Annotated in this window: 15 protein-coding genes, 1 rRNA gene and 1 riboswitch; all 16 genes read right to left on the reverse strand. The window is 54.4% G+C overall.

Annotation, left to right across the window (positions count from 1 at the left end):
* Nucleotides 1-341 (reverse strand): 16S ribosomal RNA (locus tag N0M98_RS06895); the annotation flags it as partial.
* 294 nt (nt 342-635) lie between these two features.
* The gene (locus N0M98_RS06900) at nt 636-1,643 is read right to left on the reverse strand and encodes a DUF1835 domain-containing protein (protein WP_259617368.1); all 1,008 of its coding nucleotides are present in this window, start codon (nt 1,641-1,643) and stop codon (nt 636-638) included.
* A 231-nt stretch (nt 1,644-1,874) separates the two neighbouring features.
* The gene (ligA, locus tag N0M98_RS06905) at nt 1,875-3,890 is read right to left on the reverse strand and encodes an NAD-dependent DNA ligase LigA (RefSeq protein WP_249860090.1); all 2,016 of its coding nucleotides are present in this window, start codon (nt 3,888-3,890) and stop codon (nt 1,875-1,877) included.
* Nucleotides 3,891-3,946: 56 nt separating this feature from the next.
* Nucleotides 3,947-6,301 carry a DNA helicase PcrA gene (pcrA, locus tag N0M98_RS06910; RefSeq protein WP_259617369.1) on the reverse strand — a complete coding sequence of 785 codons (2,355 nt, stop codon included), beginning with the start codon at nt 6,299-6,301 and terminating at the stop codon, nt 3,947-3,949.
* Between the two features lie 18 nt (nt 6,302-6,319).
* Nucleotides 6,320-7,033 carry a heptaprenylglyceryl phosphate synthase gene (gene pcrB, locus N0M98_RS06915; protein ID WP_259617370.1) on the reverse strand — a complete coding sequence of 238 codons (714 nt, stop codon included), beginning with the start codon at nt 7,031-7,033 and terminating at the stop codon, nt 6,320-6,322.
* 178 nt (nt 7,034-7,211) lie between these two features.
* A complete protein-coding gene (locus N0M98_RS06920; RefSeq protein WP_259617371.1) occupies nt 7,212-9,140 on the reverse strand; it encodes an FtsX-like permease family protein in 1,929 nt (642 codons plus the stop codon).
* Nucleotides 9,115-9,894 carry an ABC transporter ATP-binding protein gene (locus N0M98_RS06925; protein WP_259617372.1) on the reverse strand — a complete coding sequence of 260 codons (780 nt, stop codon included), beginning with the start codon at nt 9,892-9,894 and terminating at the stop codon, nt 9,115-9,117. The genes N0M98_RS06920 and N0M98_RS06925 overlap by 26 nt, the downstream gene beginning before the upstream one ends.
* Nucleotides 9,895-10,024: 130 nt before the next feature.
* Entirely contained in the window at nt 10,025-11,122 is a 1,098-nt protein-coding gene (locus tag N0M98_RS06930) for a sensor histidine kinase (protein WP_259617373.1), read from the reverse strand.
* Nucleotides 11,119-11,826 carry a response regulator transcription factor gene (locus tag N0M98_RS06935; RefSeq protein ID WP_249866344.1) on the reverse strand — a complete coding sequence of 236 codons (708 nt, stop codon included), beginning with the start codon at nt 11,824-11,826 and terminating at the stop codon, nt 11,119-11,121. Before N0M98_RS06935 ends, N0M98_RS06930 begins: the two co-directional genes overlap by 4 nt.
* A 193-nt stretch (nt 11,827-12,019) precedes the next feature.
* Nucleotides 12,020-13,039: a spore coat protein gene (locus N0M98_RS06940; RefSeq protein WP_259617374.1), complete on the reverse strand. Its 1,020-nt coding sequence runs from the start codon at nt 13,037-13,039 to the stop codon at nt 12,020-12,022.
* 23 nt (nt 13,040-13,062) lie between these two features.
* Nucleotides 13,063-13,305 (reverse strand): hypothetical protein, encoded by a 243-nt coding sequence (locus tag N0M98_RS06945; RefSeq protein ID WP_249860096.1) that lies wholly within the window; start codon nt 13,303-13,305, stop codon nt 13,063-13,065.
* Nucleotides 13,306-13,462: 157 nt separating this feature from the next.
* The gene (locus tag N0M98_RS06950; RefSeq protein WP_259617375.1) at nt 13,463-14,446 is read right to left on the reverse strand and encodes a DUF4340 domain-containing protein; all 984 of its coding nucleotides are present in this window, start codon (nt 14,444-14,446) and stop codon (nt 13,463-13,465) included.
* Complete coding sequence (locus N0M98_RS06955) at nt 14,443-15,828, reverse strand: GldG family protein (RefSeq protein WP_259617376.1); 1,386 nt, start codon at nt 15,826-15,828, stop codon at nt 14,443-14,445. Before N0M98_RS06955 ends, N0M98_RS06950 begins: the two co-directional genes overlap by 4 nt.
* A gap of 90 nt (nt 15,829-15,918) precedes the next feature.
* Nucleotides 15,919-16,629 (reverse strand): ABC transporter permease subunit, encoded by a 711-nt coding sequence (locus tag N0M98_RS06960; protein WP_259617377.1) that lies wholly within the window; start codon nt 16,627-16,629, stop codon nt 15,919-15,921.
* Complete coding sequence (locus tag N0M98_RS06965) at nt 16,622-17,767, reverse strand: ABC transporter ATP-binding protein (protein WP_259617378.1); 1,146 nt, start codon at nt 17,765-17,767, stop codon at nt 16,622-16,624. The genes N0M98_RS06960 and N0M98_RS06965 overlap by 8 nt, the downstream gene beginning before the upstream one ends.
* 219 nt (nt 17,768-17,986) lie before the next feature.
* Nucleotides 17,987-18,994 (reverse strand): copper amine oxidase N-terminal domain-containing protein, encoded by a 1,008-nt coding sequence (locus N0M98_RS06970; RefSeq protein ID WP_259617379.1) that lies wholly within the window; start codon nt 18,992-18,994, stop codon nt 17,987-17,989.
* A gap of 442 nt (nt 18,995-19,436) precedes the next feature.
* Nucleotides 19,437-19,523, forward strand: a riboswitch (cyclic di-GMP riboswitch).
* Nucleotides 19,524-19,637 lie beyond the last annotated feature (114 nt).

Below are 19,637 nucleotides of genomic sequence, written 5' to 3' on the forward strand. Positions count from 1 at the left end.
GAGTCTGGGCCGTGTCTCAGTCCCAGTGTGGCCGATCACCCTCTCAGGTCGGCTACGCATCGTCGCCTTGGTAGGCCGTTACCCTACCAACTAGCTAATGCGCCGCAGGCCCATCCGTAAGCCACAGGTTACCCCGTGTTTCATGATCTCCTCATGCGAGAAGACCAGCTATCCGGTCTTAGCTATCGTTTCCGATAGTTATCCCGATCTTACAGGCAGGTTGCCTACGTGTTACTCACCCGTCCGCCGCTAACTGTTCCCGAAGGAACAGTCCGCTCGACTTGCATGTATTAGGCACGCCGCCAGCGTTCGTCCTGAGCCAGGATCAAACTCTCCATTAAAGTACGACCGATGCCGAAGCACCTTTCGTTATAACAGAGCTTGTCTTAAGCTCAAAATTGCAATTGTATTGCTGCTAGCGTTCAACATCATTTGTTCAGTTTTCAAAGAGCTTTCGTTGCATTAATTTGTCATTTGTTTCACCGTGACAAGATCTTATCTTATCACATCGGACAACCTTTTGCAACTTCTTTTTTATTTTCTTTTTGTTGCTGTCGTCTCTTGTCGATCTTGCGACCGTCAGCGGCGACAAAAAGTAATGTACCACAAACCGGGCAGTGAATGCAACTATTATTTTAAACTTTTTTTCGGATCAGAGACTGACTCTCCGGGTCCCAGCGCCACACCCCATGTTTCCCCTGCAGATGCACCCCGCCGAGCCACCGGTCGATACCATTACTAAGCACTGCATCCTTCCCGGATGCCATCACTTCGACCCCAAAATCCGTCATCGTCAGACACCATGCCTCAAACTTTATAGGGCCATTCTGATCATAACGGGGAAGCTCCGGTCCATCGATCCGTATCATTGGAGATGGTCCTTGGCTAAGCGAGCGTAAATACCCCCAGTACTGCAAGTCGCCCATCCCATAATCAAGCGTCTGTTCCGAGATTTGGCGAAAAAGCGAATCAATACGCGTCGCACCTCCATGCACAGCCTCCAGCGTGAGCTGCTCGACCCTATTTAGGCCGTTCGATACAGATGGAAACCGCTCAAGATGATGCTTCATTGCTCTGGATACGAACGGCAGGGCGGATGTATCCTCATGCAGCAGCTCTACAACCGAGCGGGGATCCTGAGACGCATAAGCAAGCCATGCCCGCGAGCCAAGCTCAAGCTGTTCGTCCGTAATAGGTTGCCATGTGCCGGCCAAGCTGCGTGCCTGGTCCGAAGACAGCTGTCCAAGCCCTTTAAAAGGATGCACTCCCGGAAACGAATCTATGCACAATAAAAAAAGACGCGTCTTTCCTGCCCACATCTCGCGATATTGCCACAGTCGCATCAGCAAATAAATCAGCATCGACTGATCGAACAGATCGTATTCAAACCATAGTATTACTTTGTCGTGCTGGGCGATTAGCCTTAGCGCCTCTTCCTGGGAATTCGTATAGGACCGGAACAGCGCTTCCGGCACTCCCCGTTCCGCAAAATAACGAAGACGAGCTTCCAATGCGGCCTCATTCGTCAAGTCTGCCGATATCGGTCCTTCATACAACGACTCCCGCCAAACAAGAATCTCACCTTCCATGCCGCTCGCCTGCAAGATCGAACCGAATCCGTCCCCATTAACAATATGAAGCATCCGATTTACGCCTCCTCGTTCCTTTATAAAAGCCGAATATTCGCCAAATAATGTTTATGCCACATGCAAAGCAGGCGTTAGCATAACTAAGACCTTTCATCGACTAAGCAATATTAACCAGTGACATCGCCTGGAGCGCCATTTCGAAGATACGTGTTAAACAACCGTCGCTTTAAACTGCGCCTTTCAGAGCAAAGAAGGCAAGCAGCAGCTTGCCTTCTTCCCTTATCTTTATCCGTTCAGCAGCTGAAGCAGCTCCTGTTCGTCGTCAATGATGCGAATGCCTAGCTGCTGCGCCTTGGTCAGCTTGCTGCCGGCGCTTTCTCCCGCAACGACAATATCCGTCTTTTTGGAGACGCTGCCGGTGATTTTGGCGCCCAATGCTTCCAGCTTTTTAGCGGCTTCATCGCGGCTCATGGAAGAGAGCGTTCCGGTCAGCACGATCGTTTTACCGAAAAATGGATTTTCTGCATTCATAATGACCGGCGCTTCTTCGCTGACCGGATTCACTCCGGCTTGAAGCAGCCGTTCGATGCTGCGCTGCATGACCGGATCGCGGAAAAAGCTCACGATGCTGTCGGCCACGATGTCGCCGATATCCTGTAATAGGACCAGCTCTTCGGCCGTCGCCTCCATCAGCTTATCCAGACTGCGGTAATGATCGGCCAGCACCTTGGTCGTCGTTTTACCCGTATTCGGAATGCCGAGCGCGAACAGGAAGGAAGCGAGATCGCACTGCTTGCTTTTTTCAAAGGCGGCCAGCAGGTTGTTCGCTTTCTTCTCGCCGAAGCGCTCCAGCTTGATCAGATCGTCGAAGGTCAAACCGTACAAATCGGCCGGATCGCGCACGCCCAGCTCCTGATACAGCTGCTCCGCGGTCATGATGCTGAACGTCTCGATATCCATCGCGTCCCTCGAGGCGAAATGAGTAATACGGCCGATCAGCTGCGGACGGCATTCCAGCCGGTTCAGACAGAACAGGTGAGCGCCCTTCAGCTCAAGCGGCGAGCCGCAGGAAGGGCACTGCTCGGGAAAGACGATCTCTTCGCCATCCTGTTCCTCCGTCACTTTTCCCAATATTTCGGGGATGACGTCGTTGGAGCGGCGAATGTACACTTGGCTGCCGAGCGCATGCTTTAAGTTTTTCCGCTCGATGTCGCCGATATTGTTCAGCGTACAGTTCTGCACCGTCACACCGGCGATATCGACCGGTTCGACCTTGGCGACAGGAGTGATCTTGCCGGTGCGGCCGACCTCCCATGAAACCGACTGCAGCGTTGTGATCGCTTCCTCCGCTTCGAACTTGAATGCGACGGCCCAGCGCGGAAATTTATCCGTATACCCGAGCGCCTCGCGGGTGCGCATATCGCTGACTTTGACTACCAGCCCATCGATCAGAAAATCGAATGTGTTGCGCATGGATACGACGGCGTCCAGTTCCTGAGCAACTTCCTCGATAGAATCGAAGTAGCGCACGAACGGGCTGATACGGAACCGGTTCTCGCGCAAAAACTCGACCATCTCCCGATGATCGGCAAACGTTAAACCGTCGGTATAGCCTATGTTATAGAAATATGCGTTTAATTTCCGTTCTGCGGTCACTTTCGGGTTCAGGTTGCGCAGAGCGCCCGCCGCGGCATTCCGGGCGTTCTTAAGCGGCTCCGCGGCCGTCTGATTGTAAGCCTCCAGCACGGACAGGTTCATGATCCCTTCGCCCTGAACCTCAATCACTCCGTCCGTATACGGGATCGTCAGGGGAACCGACTTGATCGTCTTGACCTGAGCGAGGATACCTTCGCCGACAACGCCGTTGCCACGGGTAGCAGCCTGAACGAGCCGCCCGTGCTCATAGGTCAAATTCAAAGTCAGCCCGTCGAATTTCAACTCCACGACAAAAGACAGCGGAGGGAGCGGATTCTCCGGGTTGCGGGTGTTATAATCGTTCACCAGCTTGGCGGCGCGCGTGTGCCAGGCCGTTAAGTCCTCATGGTTTTGCGCTTTATCAAGGCTCCACAGCCTTGCTCTGTGCTTATGCTCGTCAAAGCCCTTGAGCAGTTGGTCGCCGACCCGGCCTGTAGGGGAATCGGGCAGCACGATGCCGGTCTCCCGCTCCATAGCTACGAGCTTGTCGTACAGCTTGTCGTAATCCGCATCGGCGATGCCGGGCTGATCGAGCGTATAGTACAAGTAGTTGTGATGATTGATTTCTTCGATGAGGGCTTTCATGGCCTGCAGAGCATCCGTCATATAAAGAAAACCGTCCTCTCCAAAAATAGAAATCGTAAGTCGGCAGGCTAATCGGTTTAGCCTTCCTTGGTAATCGGAGCGAATTTGGCCAGCAATCGCTTGACGCCGACCGGCGCCGGGAAGGCGATCTGCAGCTCCGTATCGTCGCCGGAGCCTTTGATCGCTACGACGACGCCGGTGCCCCACTTGCCGTGGGCGACTTTATCGCCCATCTTGTAATCGCCCACCGGCTTCGCCGCTCCGGCGGCGGCAGAGGCCACCGGAGCAGGACGCGCGGCTCCGGCAGCGGCGGCTCCCGCTCCGCCCGCCGTCGGGCGGAATCCCGCGGCGCGGCCGGCTTGCGACGAGCTCATGAAGCCGCCGCTCGAGGAGCCGAAGCTTCCGCTTGAGCCATAGCGCCCTTCGCGGCTGCCCCAGGAGCCGCCGGAGCGGCCGCCGATCGTGCCGCCAGGGGAGGCCACCTCGAGCAGCTCCTCCGGAATCTCCGTCAAGAACCGCGACGGAGCGTTCATATTCGTGCGCCCGAACAGCGTGCGCATTCTGGCGCATGTGAGGAACAGCTCCTGTTCCGCGCGCGTAATGCCGACATAGGCGAGGCGGCGCTCCTCTTCGAGCTCCTCGTTGTCGTTGGAAGCGCGGCTGTGCGGGAATACGCCCTCTTCCATACCGATGATGAAGACGACGGGAAACTCCAGCCCTTTGGCGCTGTGCATCGTCATCAGCACGACGGAATCGTTCGCATCCGCGGCCGCTTCGGCAGCGTCATTCATCGAATCGATGTCGGCGATCAGCGCCAGATCGGTCAGGAACGAAACGAGCGATTTGTCCTCGTTGCGCTTCTCGAAGTCCATCGTCACGGACAGGAATTCGTCGATGTTTTCCAGCCGCGCCGTCGATTCGATCGTTTTCTCGCGCTGCAGCTCAAGGCGGTAGCCGGTCAGCTCAAGCAATTTTTCCGTCAGCTCGGTCACCGACAAATATTCGACCATCCGGTTCAGGTTATCGATCATCTCTCGGAAATCGGACAAGGCATGCTTCGCCTTGGTACCGATCTCCAAACCGTCCACTCCCTCCAGCATAGCGAACAGCGATATGCCTCTTCTGCCGGCGGCATCCCCCAGCCGGTCCACCGTCGTGTCGCCGATGCCCCGCTTGGGTACATTGACGACGCGCGCAAAGCTGATATCGTCGTCCGGATTGGAAATCAGCCGCAAATAAGCGAGAATGTCCTTGATCTCTTTGCGGTCGTAGAACTTGATGCCGCCGACAATCTGGTAAGGAATGTCCGATTTGATCAAAATTTCCTCTATAACCCGGGACTGGGCGTTGGTGCGATACAAGATCGCGTGATCGCTGAAACGTTTGCCGCCTTTTACATTTTTATTAATTTCATTAGTAATAAAATACCCTTCTTCGTGTTCCGAATCCGCCTGATACAGACGAATTTTGCTGCCCTCGTCTTTGCTGGTCCACAAATTTTTCGCTTTGCGTCCCATATTGTTGGCAATGACCTTGTTGGCCGCGTTCAAAATATTCGAGGTCGAACGGTAATTTTGCTCCAGCAAAATCGTCGTCGCGTTAGGATAATCCTTCTCGAAATTGAGGATGTTGGTAATGTCGGCGCCGCGCCAGCGGTAAATCGACTGGTCGCTGTCCCCTACGACGCAAATGCGCTTGTGCTTGTCCGCCAGCATCAGGCAGAGCATGTACTGCGCACGGTTCGTATCCTGGTATTCGTCGACATGGATATATTGGAATTTATTTTGGTAGAAATCGAGCACTTCCGGCACTTCTTTAAACAGTTGAATCGTCGTCATAATCAAATCGTCGAAGTCGAGCGAGTTGTTCATCTTCAGCTTCTTCTGGTACAGCTTGAAGACGCGGGCGACAATACCGTCGAAATAATCGCCGATCAGGTTCTCCAGCATCTCCGGCGTCTTGAGCTCGTTCTTGGCCGTGCTGATGGCGGCTTGAACCGCTTTGGGCTCGAATTTCTTGGAGTCGATGTTCAGCTCCTTCATGCAGTTCTTGACCACGGACAACTGATCGCCCGAATCGAGAATCGTGAAGTTGGAGGAGAAACCGATACGGGAGATGTCTCTGCGCAAGATGCGCACGCACATCGAGTGGAACGTGGATACCCAGATGTCCTGACCGCCCGGGCCGACCAGCTTGCCGACGCGCTCCTGCATTTCGCGGGCCGCTTTGTTGGTGAAGGTGATGGCCAGAATGCTCCACGGCGCCGCCTTGCGCGTAGCGATCAAATAAGCGATCCGGTGCGTCAGCACGCGGGTCTTGCCGCTGCCCGCTCCGGCCATAATGAGCAAAGGCCCGTCGACGGTTTCGACGGCTTTCTTTTGCTGAGGGTTCAGCGTATCTATCGATGCAAATATATCGATGGTTTCATTCATTGTGTTCATCGTTCCTTTCTACTCGCGATTGCCGGCTTCTCTGGCTTCCCTTACCGCCTGCACGGTGGCAAGAGCAAGCTCCGGCTGTTCGTATATCGCATTGCCAACAATGACGGTATGCGCCGCTTGCGCCGCCCGGTACGCCTTGTCCGGGTCGTCGATGCCGCCGCCGTAAAACAGCCGCGCATCCTTCAATACCTCGCGGATTCGCGCAACCAGAGCCATATCGCCGAACGTGCCGCTGTATTCCATATAGAAAATGCCGCAGCGAAGCAGCCGGTCCGCCAGACGGGCGTAAGCTTCCGTATCTTTCGCATCCAGCCCGGTGTCCGCTTCGGTAATGCGCGCCGCCGTAGACTGTTCGTTCAACATGACGTACCCTTCCGTGACGACCTGATTCCAGTCCATAACGGCTCCGTATTCGCGCAGCGCCCGGTGATGCTGGCCTATAATCCATTCCGGATTGCGGGAGTTGAGCACCATCGGAATGAAAAAGAAATCAAATCCCGGCACAATCGCTTCCCGATCCGATACTTCCAGCGCGCAGGGTACCTCGTAACGGCGAATGCGGGACAGCAAATCGACCGTGTTATCGAACGTGACGCCTGAGGAGCCTCCTACAATAATCGCGTCCGTGCCCGAAAGACATACCTTGTCGAGAAGCTCGTCCGAGATATCCTTGTCCGGGTCCAGCTTGAAAATATGGTTCCATTGCCTAAAATCCCAATGCAACGTATTGCCTCCGTTCTCTGTTTGGCGGCTTCCAAACGTACTCTGTCTAACCCTCTCTACAGCTAGTCTATGCTACAGGGCAAAACGTGTCAAATCCGTTTCCGGACCATTTTACCCGCGTTTTGCCGCCGAAAAAAAGAAAAAGACACAGGAACTCATGTTCCCGTGTCTTTTGAAATTATAAACGCTTCATCTGCTTCATGTACGCGCGGCGCGTCAGCAAGAAGTAAAACAGCTGCATGACGGCGTAAATCAAGACGATCAGGAGGCCGTACTTCCATACGGAGAAGGCCATCGTATTGCTTAGCGCCTTATAGGCGAACGCGGCGTGCACCCCGCCGACAAGAACGGGGATAAAGAAGATGATCCCGATCTGCGCGCTCGTAATGGAACGAATTTCCTGCATCGACACTCCGATTCGCGTCAGCGATCTGTACTGCGCTTGATCGTCCTGAAGTTCGGTGAACAGCTTAAAGTAGAGCATGCTGCCGGACGCCATAAAAAATAAGAAGCTGATGAACACGCCGATGAACAGCGTCAACGAGCTGAACTGCTTCATCTCCAAATACGAGCTGACGCGATCGCTGAACCGGTCGGCCTGCGCTTTCGTCAGCCGGCTTTTCAACTCGTTCACCGCCGCTCCCGACTGCTCCCACGGCGCGATTTCATATCCCGCGTAGGCTAGCTTCTTCTCCTCCGGCATTGCGGTGAGGAGGGCTTGGAAATCGCCGTCATTCATCAGCACGACGCGGTTCGTTTCATACGGCAGGTTGAGAAAAGCGCCGCTGATCTGCCCGTCCATCTGCAAGCCTGCGCCCGGTTCCCCTTCCGCCGTCGTCAGTATGTCTCCTTTTTTAAAATAAACGAATTCCGTCCCCCGATACGGGTTGACGAACAGTCCGTGGCCCGGCTCGATAGCGATCCGGCCTGCGCCTTTGGCCGGCTCCACCGCTTCGTTATACACATCCGCAGGCAGCAGAAGCACCTTGGACATCCGGGGGCCGGGCGTGTTCAGCTCGGCGGAGGCGACAATCCCGACCGTTTCAATGGAACCCGTTACCTGCACTCCGCTCTCCGCAAGCGACCGCTGCACCTGCTCCGGCCGCATGGAAGGCGTCACTGCGGAGCCTGGCTCGGCGTAGCCGATGCTTTGCGGAAACGTGTCCAACAGCTGTTCTCGGGCCCCTTGATAGAACATATAGACGGAGCCGGAAGCCGTCAAAATCACTGCGCTAAGCACCGATACGACGAATAGAATGCGGGCGTTGTCTTTCATTTTAAACACCAGCTGGGCAATCGTAATAAGGCGCGTACTCCGGTAGTAAAAGCCCGGCATCCGCTGCAGCCGCTTCAATATCGCGACGCTGGCTTGAGTAAACAGAAAATAAGTGCCTACAACGACCAGGCCCGTGACCGGCAGCATTACGAGGACAATCATGTTGGCCGACGTCGTGTAGGCGATGCCGTAGCCGGTTCCCAGACAAACGACGGCAAGGGCCGCCAGCCATCCGGAGGAGGCGGGCATCGTCTTGGGCTGCTTGGAAGCCTTGAGCAGCTCGATCACCTGGTTGCGGCCCATGCCGATGAGCGTAATCAGCGTAATCGCCAGAAACAGCAAAAAAAATCCCGCCGCGGTGTAAAGCAGCGCTTGCGGCACGATCAGAAACCGGATCGGATTATCGACCTGAAGCAGCTCGGCGAGCGCCATAAAGAACAGCTTTGAGAACAACGTGCCCAAGGTGCAGCCCGCCGCAATGGAGAGCAGAGCGATAGCCGCATTTTCATAAAGCACGAGCTTGTTGATCTGCGAGCGGGTCATGCCGAGCAGCGTGAGCAGTCCGATTTCTTTCTTGCGCGTTTTCAGAAAAGCGAAGCTGGCGTACAGCACAAAGAAGAACGAGAACATTACGATCAGAAACTCGCAGGCGATCATCCCGTGCCTAACCTTGTCGGCGGCCTGAATCGCTCCGTTCACTACGTCGGGATGGAAGATAAAGGAGGCATAGATGTAAAAAATCATCACCGAAAAGGTGCTGCTTAGAAAAAAAGCGATATATCGGTGCCAATTGCCCTGGATGTTCTTAAGAGCGAGCTGTCGAAAGGTCATCGAAGTCCCCTCCCAAATAGCTTAGCGCATCGAGAATTTGCTGGAAAAACGACTGCCGGCTCGCGCCCCTGCGGATTTCGTTGAATAGACGGCCGTCTTTAATAAAAATGATTCGCTTGCAGTAGCTCGCGGCGAACGGGTCGTGCGTCACCATCAGAATCGTGGCTCCCCGCTCCTCGTTCATTTCCTTCAGCGACTCCATCACGTCCTTGGCCGCCTTGGAATCCAGATTGCCAGTCAGCTCGTCGGCCAGCAGCAGCGCCGGGTTATGGATCATTGCGCGGGCAATGGCGGCCCGCTGCTGCTGGCCTCCGGACACTTCATAGGTTCGTTTGTCCAGCAAATGGGCGATGTTCAGCGTGCGGACAATATCCTGCACCCGCTGTTCGATCTCGGCCGGTTTCTTATTCTCCAGCACAAGCGGCAATATGATGTTCTCCTTCAGGCTAAGCGTCTCCAGCAGGTTAAAGTCCTGGAAGATGAAGCCCAGCTGCCTGCGGCGGAACAGCGCCAGCTCCTTATTATTCAATCCGTTAGGGTTCGTTCCGTTAATCTGGATGTGGCCCGAGGTGGGCTTGTCGATCGTAGCGAGCAAGTTAAGCAGCGTCGTCTTCCCGCTGCCGGACGGGCCCATAATGCCGACGAATTCCCCTTCCTGCACTTCGAGATACACCTGCTCCAGCGCTTTATAGACGGCGTTGCCGTTTTTGCTGCCGTAGGTTTTGCATAAATTGTCGGTTTTCAAAACTGCCATGTTAGCCTTGCCTCCCTCAAGCGGATTCATCGAGAAATCCGTCTGAAATCACTGACCTTAGTATAAAAAAGCCGGACGGACGCTGCTATCGATTTACCTTACAATCGGGAAGGCTTATCTTACAATGTTGTCACATCGGACGCTTCAGCACATCGTGGAGTACGGATGCGGGAGGGAAGCGCAGCGTGACGGTCGTGCCCCGTCCGACCTTGGAAGCGATCTGAACCCGGTGGCCGAGCCGGTCGCACAGCTCCTTGACCAGATAAAGTCCCATGCCGGTAGACTCCCCGACCTTTCTGCCGTTCTCTCCGGTGAAAAAGGGATCGAATACCCGCGGCAAATCCTGCTCCGCAATTCCGATACCGTTATCGCTAAACCGGACGCAGACGTCGCCGTCTTCGCGCGCGACCGTAATATCGAGCCGCTTGCCCGCCGGCCCATCCCCCGCCCGGTCTCCGGCTGCGCCCGAATACTTCAGCGCATTGGAGACGATCTGCCTGACCGCCACCGAGAGCCACTTATCGTCCGATTCCACATACCGCGCTTCCTCTTCCACAACCAGCTTGGGAAATACGCCGTGGCGGATGCAAGCTCGCTTATGCTCGTTGATCACTTCGCGAACGACTCTCTCCAAGTCTACCCGATGGATATGGACGTCCACGGCGAACTTCTCGAGGCGGGCCGTCTGCAGCATCATATCCAGCCCGTGAGCAAGCCGGTCGTTCTCCTCCTGTATGCTGCGCAGCACCGGCTCGGCCGTGCCGCTCTCCCCCGTGCCGCTTTGCTGGGTCAACAGATCGATGACCGAGACCGGCGTCTTCATCTGGTGAACCCACTGCCGCACGAATACGTTATGATGCTCCTGCTGTCTGCGGTAATGAGCGATCTTCTCTTCACAGCCGACATACAGCTGTCTTAACAGCTCCATCGTCATCGTCTGCTCACGCGTCACTCCGTCAGGCAGGCCGGCCAGCCGGTCGAGCGGCTCGGATTGGCCGCGGATCGCCTTCAAGGTGCCGAAGTAAGCTCTCTGGCGCGCATAATCGATAAGAAGAAAAATCATAACTCCTGCCAGCGCCAGCACGGCGATATACAGCATATTGCCCTTCTGAAGAGACATCCCTTGCGGAAGCAGCGCCAGTTCCATTACGATCATGACCAAAACTATGTTGGCGATATACACTGTGACGTACGCCATCCGGTCGAGCAGAAAGCTTCTCCAGCTCATAAGCGATCCCCCCAGGCGGTGTCCAGCTTGTAGCCCTGCCCGCGGATCGTCTCGATCGCCTTCACGATCCCGAGCTCCTCCAGCTTCTTGCGCACCCGCGCGACATTGACGGTCAGCGTGTTGTCGTCGACGAAATCGATGTCGTCCCACAGCGCTTCCAGCAGCGTCTCCCGCGTAACGATCCGGTCCGCATGCCTAGCGAGGCAGTCCATCAGCACGAATTCGTTGCGGGACAATTCGACCTTGCCGCCCCCCCACTCCATCGTATTCCTCGTCGCATCGAGGATGAGGCCTGCGAGCTCCAGCCGCTCCGGCGCCGCAGCCCCGGGAACCGCATATTCTCCGTACGCGCGGCGAAGCACGCCCTTCACCTTGGCAATGACGACATCCAGATGAAACGGCTTCGTAATGTAATCGTCGCCTCCGTTCTCAATCGCCATCACTTGATCCATCTCGCCCACTCTGGCGGACAGGAAGACGATCGGCGCGTTCGATACCGTCCGAATTTGCCGGCACCAGTAGAACCCGTCGTACTGCGGGAGGTTAATATCGAGCAGGACAAGCTGCGGATGATGTTTAAGGAACGCCTGCTTGATGTCGCCGAACTCGGTCGTTCTTATCGCTTCGTAACCGTACTTTTGCAAATAGCCTTGCAAAATCCCGGCGATCTTGTCATCGTCTTCGACAATCAGAATCCGATACAATCGTAACACCTCGTTTTTTTGAAAAAATGGCCTGCCGCTCTCATTATACCCTTATCGCTTTCCCCTTTGCGACGCCCGCATAACGCAAAAACCCCTGCAGCTTCAATACTGAACCTCTGCAGGGGTTGGGCAGGCACTCCGAACCGACATGCCGGACAGCAGCTCATCTTGCTGCCGCCGGCGGATTGCCCGTTTATCTCGTGCTGTTCAAACCGGACGACGCGCCATTATTGTCGTCGGCCGTCCAATTGTAGCTGTTGCCGCCGCGATTGGCGGCTCCGAGCGCTGACGCAGAGGCTGAGCCGCCGTCGTTATCGTCGGTCCAATCGAAGCTATTGCCGCCGCGGGACGATGCCGCTTGCGCTCCCGAATAAGAGGCGAAGCTTCCTAGGCCGCCAGCCGACTTGGCAGAAGAGAAGCTCTCTTGCCCCGCCCGGCTTGATGCGCTGTAATCCTGAGCGTTCGACGCCGAGCGGATCGACCCGGTCAGCTCGTTCGCGATGCTCTGCGAGGTCGAGCTCTGATTCATATTGAACCCATCGGACGCACCGCCCGCCGAAGCAAACGAATAATGCTGCGACTGGCTTGGATGGGAAGCCGAGCTGTACGAGGCGCCTTGGCTTTGACCTTGACCGCTTTGCGAACCGTAGTAGCCTTGAGCGTTATAGCCCGCGCCGTAGCTCTGGCCGTAAGCGCCGGAAGTTTGCTGCTGCGACTGCGAAGCTGTAGATCCGGTCAGGGAGCCTCCGGTTTGCGAGCCGGAGAATCCGCTTGGCTGCTCGTAAGAAGCATATACCGGCTGCTGCTGGTATTGCGGATATGCCTGGTAAGAAGTCTGCGCCGCCTGCTGGTATACGCCCGCCCCGGCGTTAGCCTGCTGGATCGACCGCTGCACGAGCGACTGCAGCTGCTCCACTTTCTGGATTTGCTGCTGCAAATCCTGCTGAATTTCTTGCTGCTGGGCCATTTTGACCGAGCCGTAGCCGTGCATTTGGGACAGTACCGTAAACAGCTCCGCCTGATCCTGCATCGTTCTTTGCGCCAAGCTTTGGAACGTTTGGCGAATAGCCGGATGCGTCGCTTCCAGCGCCGCCGTCGTATACTCGCGCGCGGCGCGCTTCAGCTCGGCGAGCACCAGATTGCCCCAATCCTGCTCCTGCAGAGGCGTATGCTGATGAAGCGGCTGTTGTGAATTATAATTTTGCTGATACATGGGTTAGTACACCTCCTGTATAATTAGTGAGACATATACGTATGCTGCTGCAGCGTTCTTAAGAGCTGATCGGAATTCGCCAGGCGATCCTGAGCGATTTGCGTCAATTGCTGCTTCAGCTGCGGAGACTGGCAATCCGCCAAACCATGAGCGGACAGCTTGGCCAGCAGCTCCTCATTTTTCAAGCAATCCGTTATGTACGACAATTCTTTGGAGCTGACCGTGTTCATTCCTTGCTGCTGTTGTTGTCCCTGCTGATTAAACATCGATTTGTCCTCCTTTCGTCTTTGACATCTTTAGATTGCCCAGGATGTGGAAAACTATGTAGTCGTTTCCGCCGCATTTTTGAAAAAATAGCCTTCATACACAAAAAGCCCATGAACCCGGGCAACCCGAGCTCATGAGCTATGTTCAAAACGATCGTTATTGCTGCGGCTGAGCCGCAGGCGAAGGCGATGGAGACGGTGCCGGGGAAGGTTCCGGCTGCTCAGGCGGCTCCTTAAACTTGTCGGCCAGCTCCTGCACGGTCGCTACCGGCAGAGAGTACGCCCATTGTCCGTCCTGCTGGGCGATCCAAACGTTGTCCTGCTGCACTTTGCCAAGGTACACCGTCGTCGTCTCTTTGCCTGACGTATCCGCCGACTTCACCTCAATGCGCAGCTCCGGCGCGTCTATCTTCACCTCGCCCGCAGGCTTAGCCGGCTGATCGGTGGACAGGAACTGAATTTTATCCAAGTACGGGCTCGCATCCGCACCCTTCACTTCCTTGTCGCCCAGCTTCCAGTTCGCTTCGTACGACTTTTTGTCCGTATCCGTCTTGGTTAATGTATACTTGGCGCCTTGCCATTCCACATTCACGCCGCGAACCTGCTCGTATTCGAGCTTGATCGGGCTTTTTTCCATAAAATCCATCTGTGCCAAGGCCAGCGACTTCACTTGAGAATCGCTCAGCTTGAACACTTCCGGCGAGCCGCTGAACATCGCGTAATCGAAGCCCTGTACGAGCATCGCATTGCCGACGCTCAGCGTCTGCTCGGTGCCGTTATTCAGCTTGACAGTAAACTGCTGCTGCGGTTTATCCAGCCCGAATTTGGCCAAATCCTTGCCCTCGGCGTCGATAGTCGCTTCTTTCGACAGCAGATTGAACGAATCGATCCACCCGTTCGCCGTATAATCGTTCAGCGGAACCGCGGACGGCTTGGTCATCGTCCATTTGCCGTCCTTCTGCTGCAGCTCGATCTCGGTGTCGCCGGATTTGATCGTATAGCTCGCTACATCCGTCTTGGTTACTTTAGCCAGCGGCGGAGGCGTATCCTTCTTCTCCTTAAAGAAGTCTTGACTGGATGCGTACCAGAAGCCGCCCACACAAATAATAACCAATATTAATGTCGGTATAAGCCGTCTCATCCTTTTCTCCTCCTCCACCAAATCGTACCGCCGACGATGAGGAAGAGTAACGGGAATAACAAGACCGTACCGTAGAAAATAGCTTGCGCCTGTCCGCCGGTAATCATGGCCGGCTGCATCTGATTCTCACGAGGGCGAATCGTCACTTGATCCTTCTGCTCCTGAAGCCAGCCTACGCTGTTTAAGGCGAAGTCTCGGTTGCCCTGCTGCCCGATCACGTCATCCCGGAGGAACGTCGAGCCGCCCAATACTACGGCTTTCGGCTTCTTGTCTTTCGTTTCCACGACGTATCCCAAATTGAGCGGACCTTTGACATCCTTATCGTCCTTGGCTGACTTGCCTTGAGCCAGCATGTTTAAATCCGTCTCTCCGTAAGCCTGGTCGGAGGTCTTCAGGATGTTCGTGACCGGATAGTCGTCTACCGGCTGATCCGCATTCAAGGATACCGCCAGCGTGAGCAGCATGGCCAGATTGTAATCCTGAAGCTTTTTCGTAATATCGTGATAGCCATACTCCGGAATAATCGTCAGCGGCGTCAGAAGCCGGCTTTGCTTCGGATCGACTGCTACCGCATGCTGGTCCTTAATGCCGAACTGCGCTACCAAGGCGTCGAGATTTTTCCATTTGGTCGTCATGTCCTGGTCGAAGCCCAGCGTAACATAGAGCTTGCCGTTGCCTTTGACATAATCTTGGATAACCTCTGCCTCTTTATCGCTAAGGTCCGAATCCGCGCCGATAATGAACAGCGCCTGGGCGTCATCGGGAATTTTGCCTTCCTTCAGCAGGTTCAGATCTTTGACTTCATAGTTCTCATTCTCCAGCGCGCTCTGCCAAACCGTCATTTGACTCAAAGGAATTTCATTATGACCGGATAGGAAGTATACTTTGAGCTTATCTTTGACGTTCAGGTTGACCAGCGCCTGGGTCACCTTCTGTTCCCCGCTGAACTGATAATCCGTCTGGGACTGGCCTTGACCGAACATATCATAAAAATAAATCGTTTTCGTTTGGCCGCCGCTCTCAATGACGAGTGTGCCCGACGGGTCGACTTCATACTTTTGAGCAATCTCCGGATGGCTCTCCATATCGTACTGGTCGAATATAATTTTGCTGTTGCGCTTTTTGTATTCCTGTACCAGGTCGACGACTTCCCGATTCATTACCGGCTGCGTCTGCGAGCTGGTCAGAGCGATAATATGCACTTCTTTATCGATTGATTGCAGCGTTTGAATCGTTTGGTCGGATAACGTAAACTGTTTGTTTTGCGTCAGGTCGATCTGCAAGGTTTTCGTCGAGTTCAGGAAGATCGTCAGGACGATAAAAATGCCGATCACCGCAAGCGATAATACAACCGCGTTCGTACCGCGAATCCACTTGTTCAATTGCCTTTCCCCCTTCTCGCTTTGCGCCTTTGGAACCTGGTTCGATACGAGGGCCGCATGCCCTGCACGCCGGATTCCGGGGCAAGCCGATTATCTCCAGCGTTTTCTTTCGAGCACCTGAATGCTTAATACGATAAACACAATAGCCAGCGTGACATAGAACAGCACGTCGGCGAAATTCAGAACACCCTTCTGCAGGTTGTTAGCCCTGCTGACGATGGAGAAGACGCCGAGATAGTCTTTGATGCGGCCGCCCACCGTGTCGCCCAGCCAATCGATCGTCCAAAACACCAGCAGAATCGCAATGCCCAGAATCCCGGACACCATCTGATGCGCAGACAAGGAAGAAGCGAACAGGCCGATGGCCATCATTGCCGCTCCGACCAAGAACATGCTCAGGAACGACAGCCACATGACCGGCTGATCCAGCTTGCCGTAAGAGCTCATGATCAGCGGATACAAGAGGCATCCTCCAACCAGAAGCAGTTGTACGACCAAAGAGGATAAATATTTGCCGATCACGATTTCGGTTATGCTGATCGGCGATGTGAACAGCAGCTCGTCGGTGCCTTGACGCAATTCGTCGGAGACCAGACGCATCGTGAGAAGAGGGATGACCAGCAAGTATAGGAACGTCACCGGACTCGATACCATGCGAACGTCGATCATCGAGGAATATAAAAAGTTAGAGCTGAACATGTAGCCTACGATCAGGAAAAAGAACGCGAATGCCGCATAAGAGGTCGGCGAGTAAAAATACATCTGCAGCTCTTTCTTGCATATGGCCCAGGTTCTACGCATTCGGAGTCACCTCCTCCTCGGTTGTTTCCGAATCGGCATCCGCCTCGGATGCTTCGGATTCTTCGTTCGTCGTCAGCTTGAGGAAAATATCCTCGAGGCTGAGGCTTTCCTTCTTCATGCCGAGGATCGGATACTTCAGCTCCGCCATGCGGTAAAAGATCGCTTCGCGAATGTCCGCGTTGTCCTTGGCGGACACGAGCACCTTCACCGTCGGCCCGCTATCTTGGGCCGCTGCTGACGCTGCAGGCTGCGCCGCCGGCTCAGCCTGCGAAGCTTCCGCGCCTGCGCCTTGCTCGGGCGCGAGTTCTTCCGGCTGCGGCTCCAGCGCAGCCGGGATGTCCGCTGCCGGCTCGATGGCAGCGTTTTCGTCCGCCAGCGGCTTCACGCCGGCGATGTTCGGCAGGCTGCGCAGCTCGGACAGAACGGCATGGCGCGGCCCCTTGATCTCGAGCGATACTTCGAATCGCTCGCCCATCGATTGACCGAGCTGATCCGGATGTCCGTCCATAACGATGCGCCCTTGGTTAATAATCAAGACGCGGTTGCACAGCGTGTTGATCTCAGGCAAAATGTGCGTGCTCAGCAGCACCGTATGATTCTCGCCCAGCTCGCGAATCAGCTGGCGGATCTCGATAATCTGCTTCGGATCGAGGCCCGATGTAGGCTCGTCCAGCACGAGCAGATCGGGATTGTGGATGATGGCCTGGGCCAGTCCCATCCGCTGCTTGTACCCTTTGGACAGCCCGCGAATAATTTGCTTCTCCCGGCCCTGCAGACCGAGCCGCTCGATTACTTCGCCGATCCGGCGCTTGCGCTCCTTGACCGGAATGCCGCGCAAATCGGCGATAAACTCCAGATACGCCTGCACCGACATCTCGGGATAGAGCGGCGGCGTCTCCGGCAAGTAGCCAATCTTCTGTCTGGCTTTCTTCGGATGATTGGCCATCGACAGTCCGTCGATCGTAATCGATCCCATCGTCGGATTCAGATAACCGGTTATCATCCGCATCGTGGTTGTCTTCCCCGCGCCGTTCGGGCCCAGAAAACCTACGATTTCGCCGCGGCTCATGGAGAAGTCGATGTTGTGGACCCCTCTTTGGTTCTCGTACAGTTTACTTACCTGCTTTACCTCAAGCACGCATGAATACCCCCATTCGAAACGAATTGTGCCTACTTAAGCCATTTCCATATTTAAAGACGATTAACCACCAACAATATACAAAGCAAACAATAATATCAGATTAAACAAATCTGAAAATTAGCTTAAAAATTTGTGTCTAAATTGTGTCTTGCTGCTTTTCTTCTTTTTAAATGCAAAAAAAGGCCCTCCGAAGAGGACCTTCCCAACTCTTTATGCTTATTTATGAGACTTCTGGATTAATGCATTTTTGGCATCTTCCTGAGTTTGTTCGAAGCGCGCTCTGTATTTCTCAATTTGATCGGCGCTAATTCCTGCGCTCTTGGCTTCGTTCATGATACCTTCGAATTGCGTCGCGCATTGCGCAACCTTAATAAGCCCTTGGAGCTTCAGCTGCTCTCTGGTATCGTCATCCGTGGACGGATCGAAATACTGGTCGGCCAGCGGCTCTAACGCTTTGCGGCAGCTGCTCTCCAGCGCAGTCAGCTTGCTCTCGATATTCGCCTGCGCCGCGGCCGTCGAGCCGGACGACGAACCGCCGGAGCTGCTGCTTCCGCCGCCTCCGCCCGATCCTCCCCCTACTGCTGGCGTTGTCGTGGCAGGCGTTTCCGCGTTCGTCTGCGTTTGTTCCTGCGCTGCTGGCTCCTGAGGCTTAGCAGGCTGCTCCACCTTGCTTGCCGCTATCGTGTATGTATCCTTGTCCCATTCAATCTTCTTCCCTACCGCTTCAGAGAAGAAACGCAGCGGTACGTACAACGAATCCTGATAAATAAAGCCCGGCAAATCTTCGCCGATTTCCTTGCTCTTTCCGTCGAAAATATAATTTACTTTTTCCTTATACGCGCTTAATTCCGTCGGCTGCAGCCCGGAAGCGTCTACCTTTTCGCTCGCCGTATCGGTTCTAAGCTTTGTGTTCATGTTATACTCGTTAATTTCGGTCAAATCCGCCGCCTTCGGCTCCTCCACCGTTACCGTGTAAGTGTCGGCGTCCCAGCGAACGGCTTTGTTCAGGGAATACGAGATAAACCGCAGCGGCACGTACGTGCTGCCTTCATAAATAAACCCTTGCTGGTCGGCCGGCGGCGCGAATTGCTCGCTGTCGAACACATATTTGATCGGCGCATAATAGACTTCAATATTCGTAGGCGTTTGCTCCGCATAAGCCGGACTAACCAAGCCCACCAACAAGGTGGATGAAATAGACAATAATTTCCATTTTTTTGACATTTTCTAAATTCTCCTTTATATACGGAAAATGACCGCAAATTGTGTTATTTTCGTGTTATATTATTTAATAGTACTTATTTCCCATAAAAATCTTAAGGGGGAGGATCATAGCCCTATGCCGTTGATCAATGTCAAGCGAATTTGGACCCCGTTGGAACTGTTCGGAATTCAATTACTGCACTCCTTGGAAGAAAAACGCTGGTACATCAAGAGATCGCGCAAACCGCTCAAGCGAATTTTATGACATTCTTATCTCAACCATGAGCATATGAGAACGCTTCTACTCCCATATGTTACTAATGTTTTACTTTATATACCATGTTTGCAGGATGAATAGTTCTATCCGACTACGGGGAACCGGTAAACCAGGTCTATTCGGCTAGGCTATCTATCTTGTAGAAATCAATACAATTTTGCTATACTTGATGTATTCACATAGTTCGTACGATAATGGCAAACTCATTGAAAAGTGAGGACGCAAAGCTACAGGGGCTTCATCGCCAAGGCGATATGCCAGCCAGCTACCGAATAACGGCCTTCGTCCGAATTTCTTATGTGCACACTTAAGAAAAGGGGAAAACGTGAATATGATCCGTATACTTGGCGGCGCCCGGCTGCAATCGCTTCCTTACCCGTTTCGCGG

Origin of the sequence: Paenibacillus doosanensis (genome assembly GCF_025060755.1) — a bacterium.
Lineage (GTDB): Bacteria > Bacillota > Bacilli > Paenibacillales > NBRC-103111 > Paenibacillus_S > Paenibacillus_S doosanensis.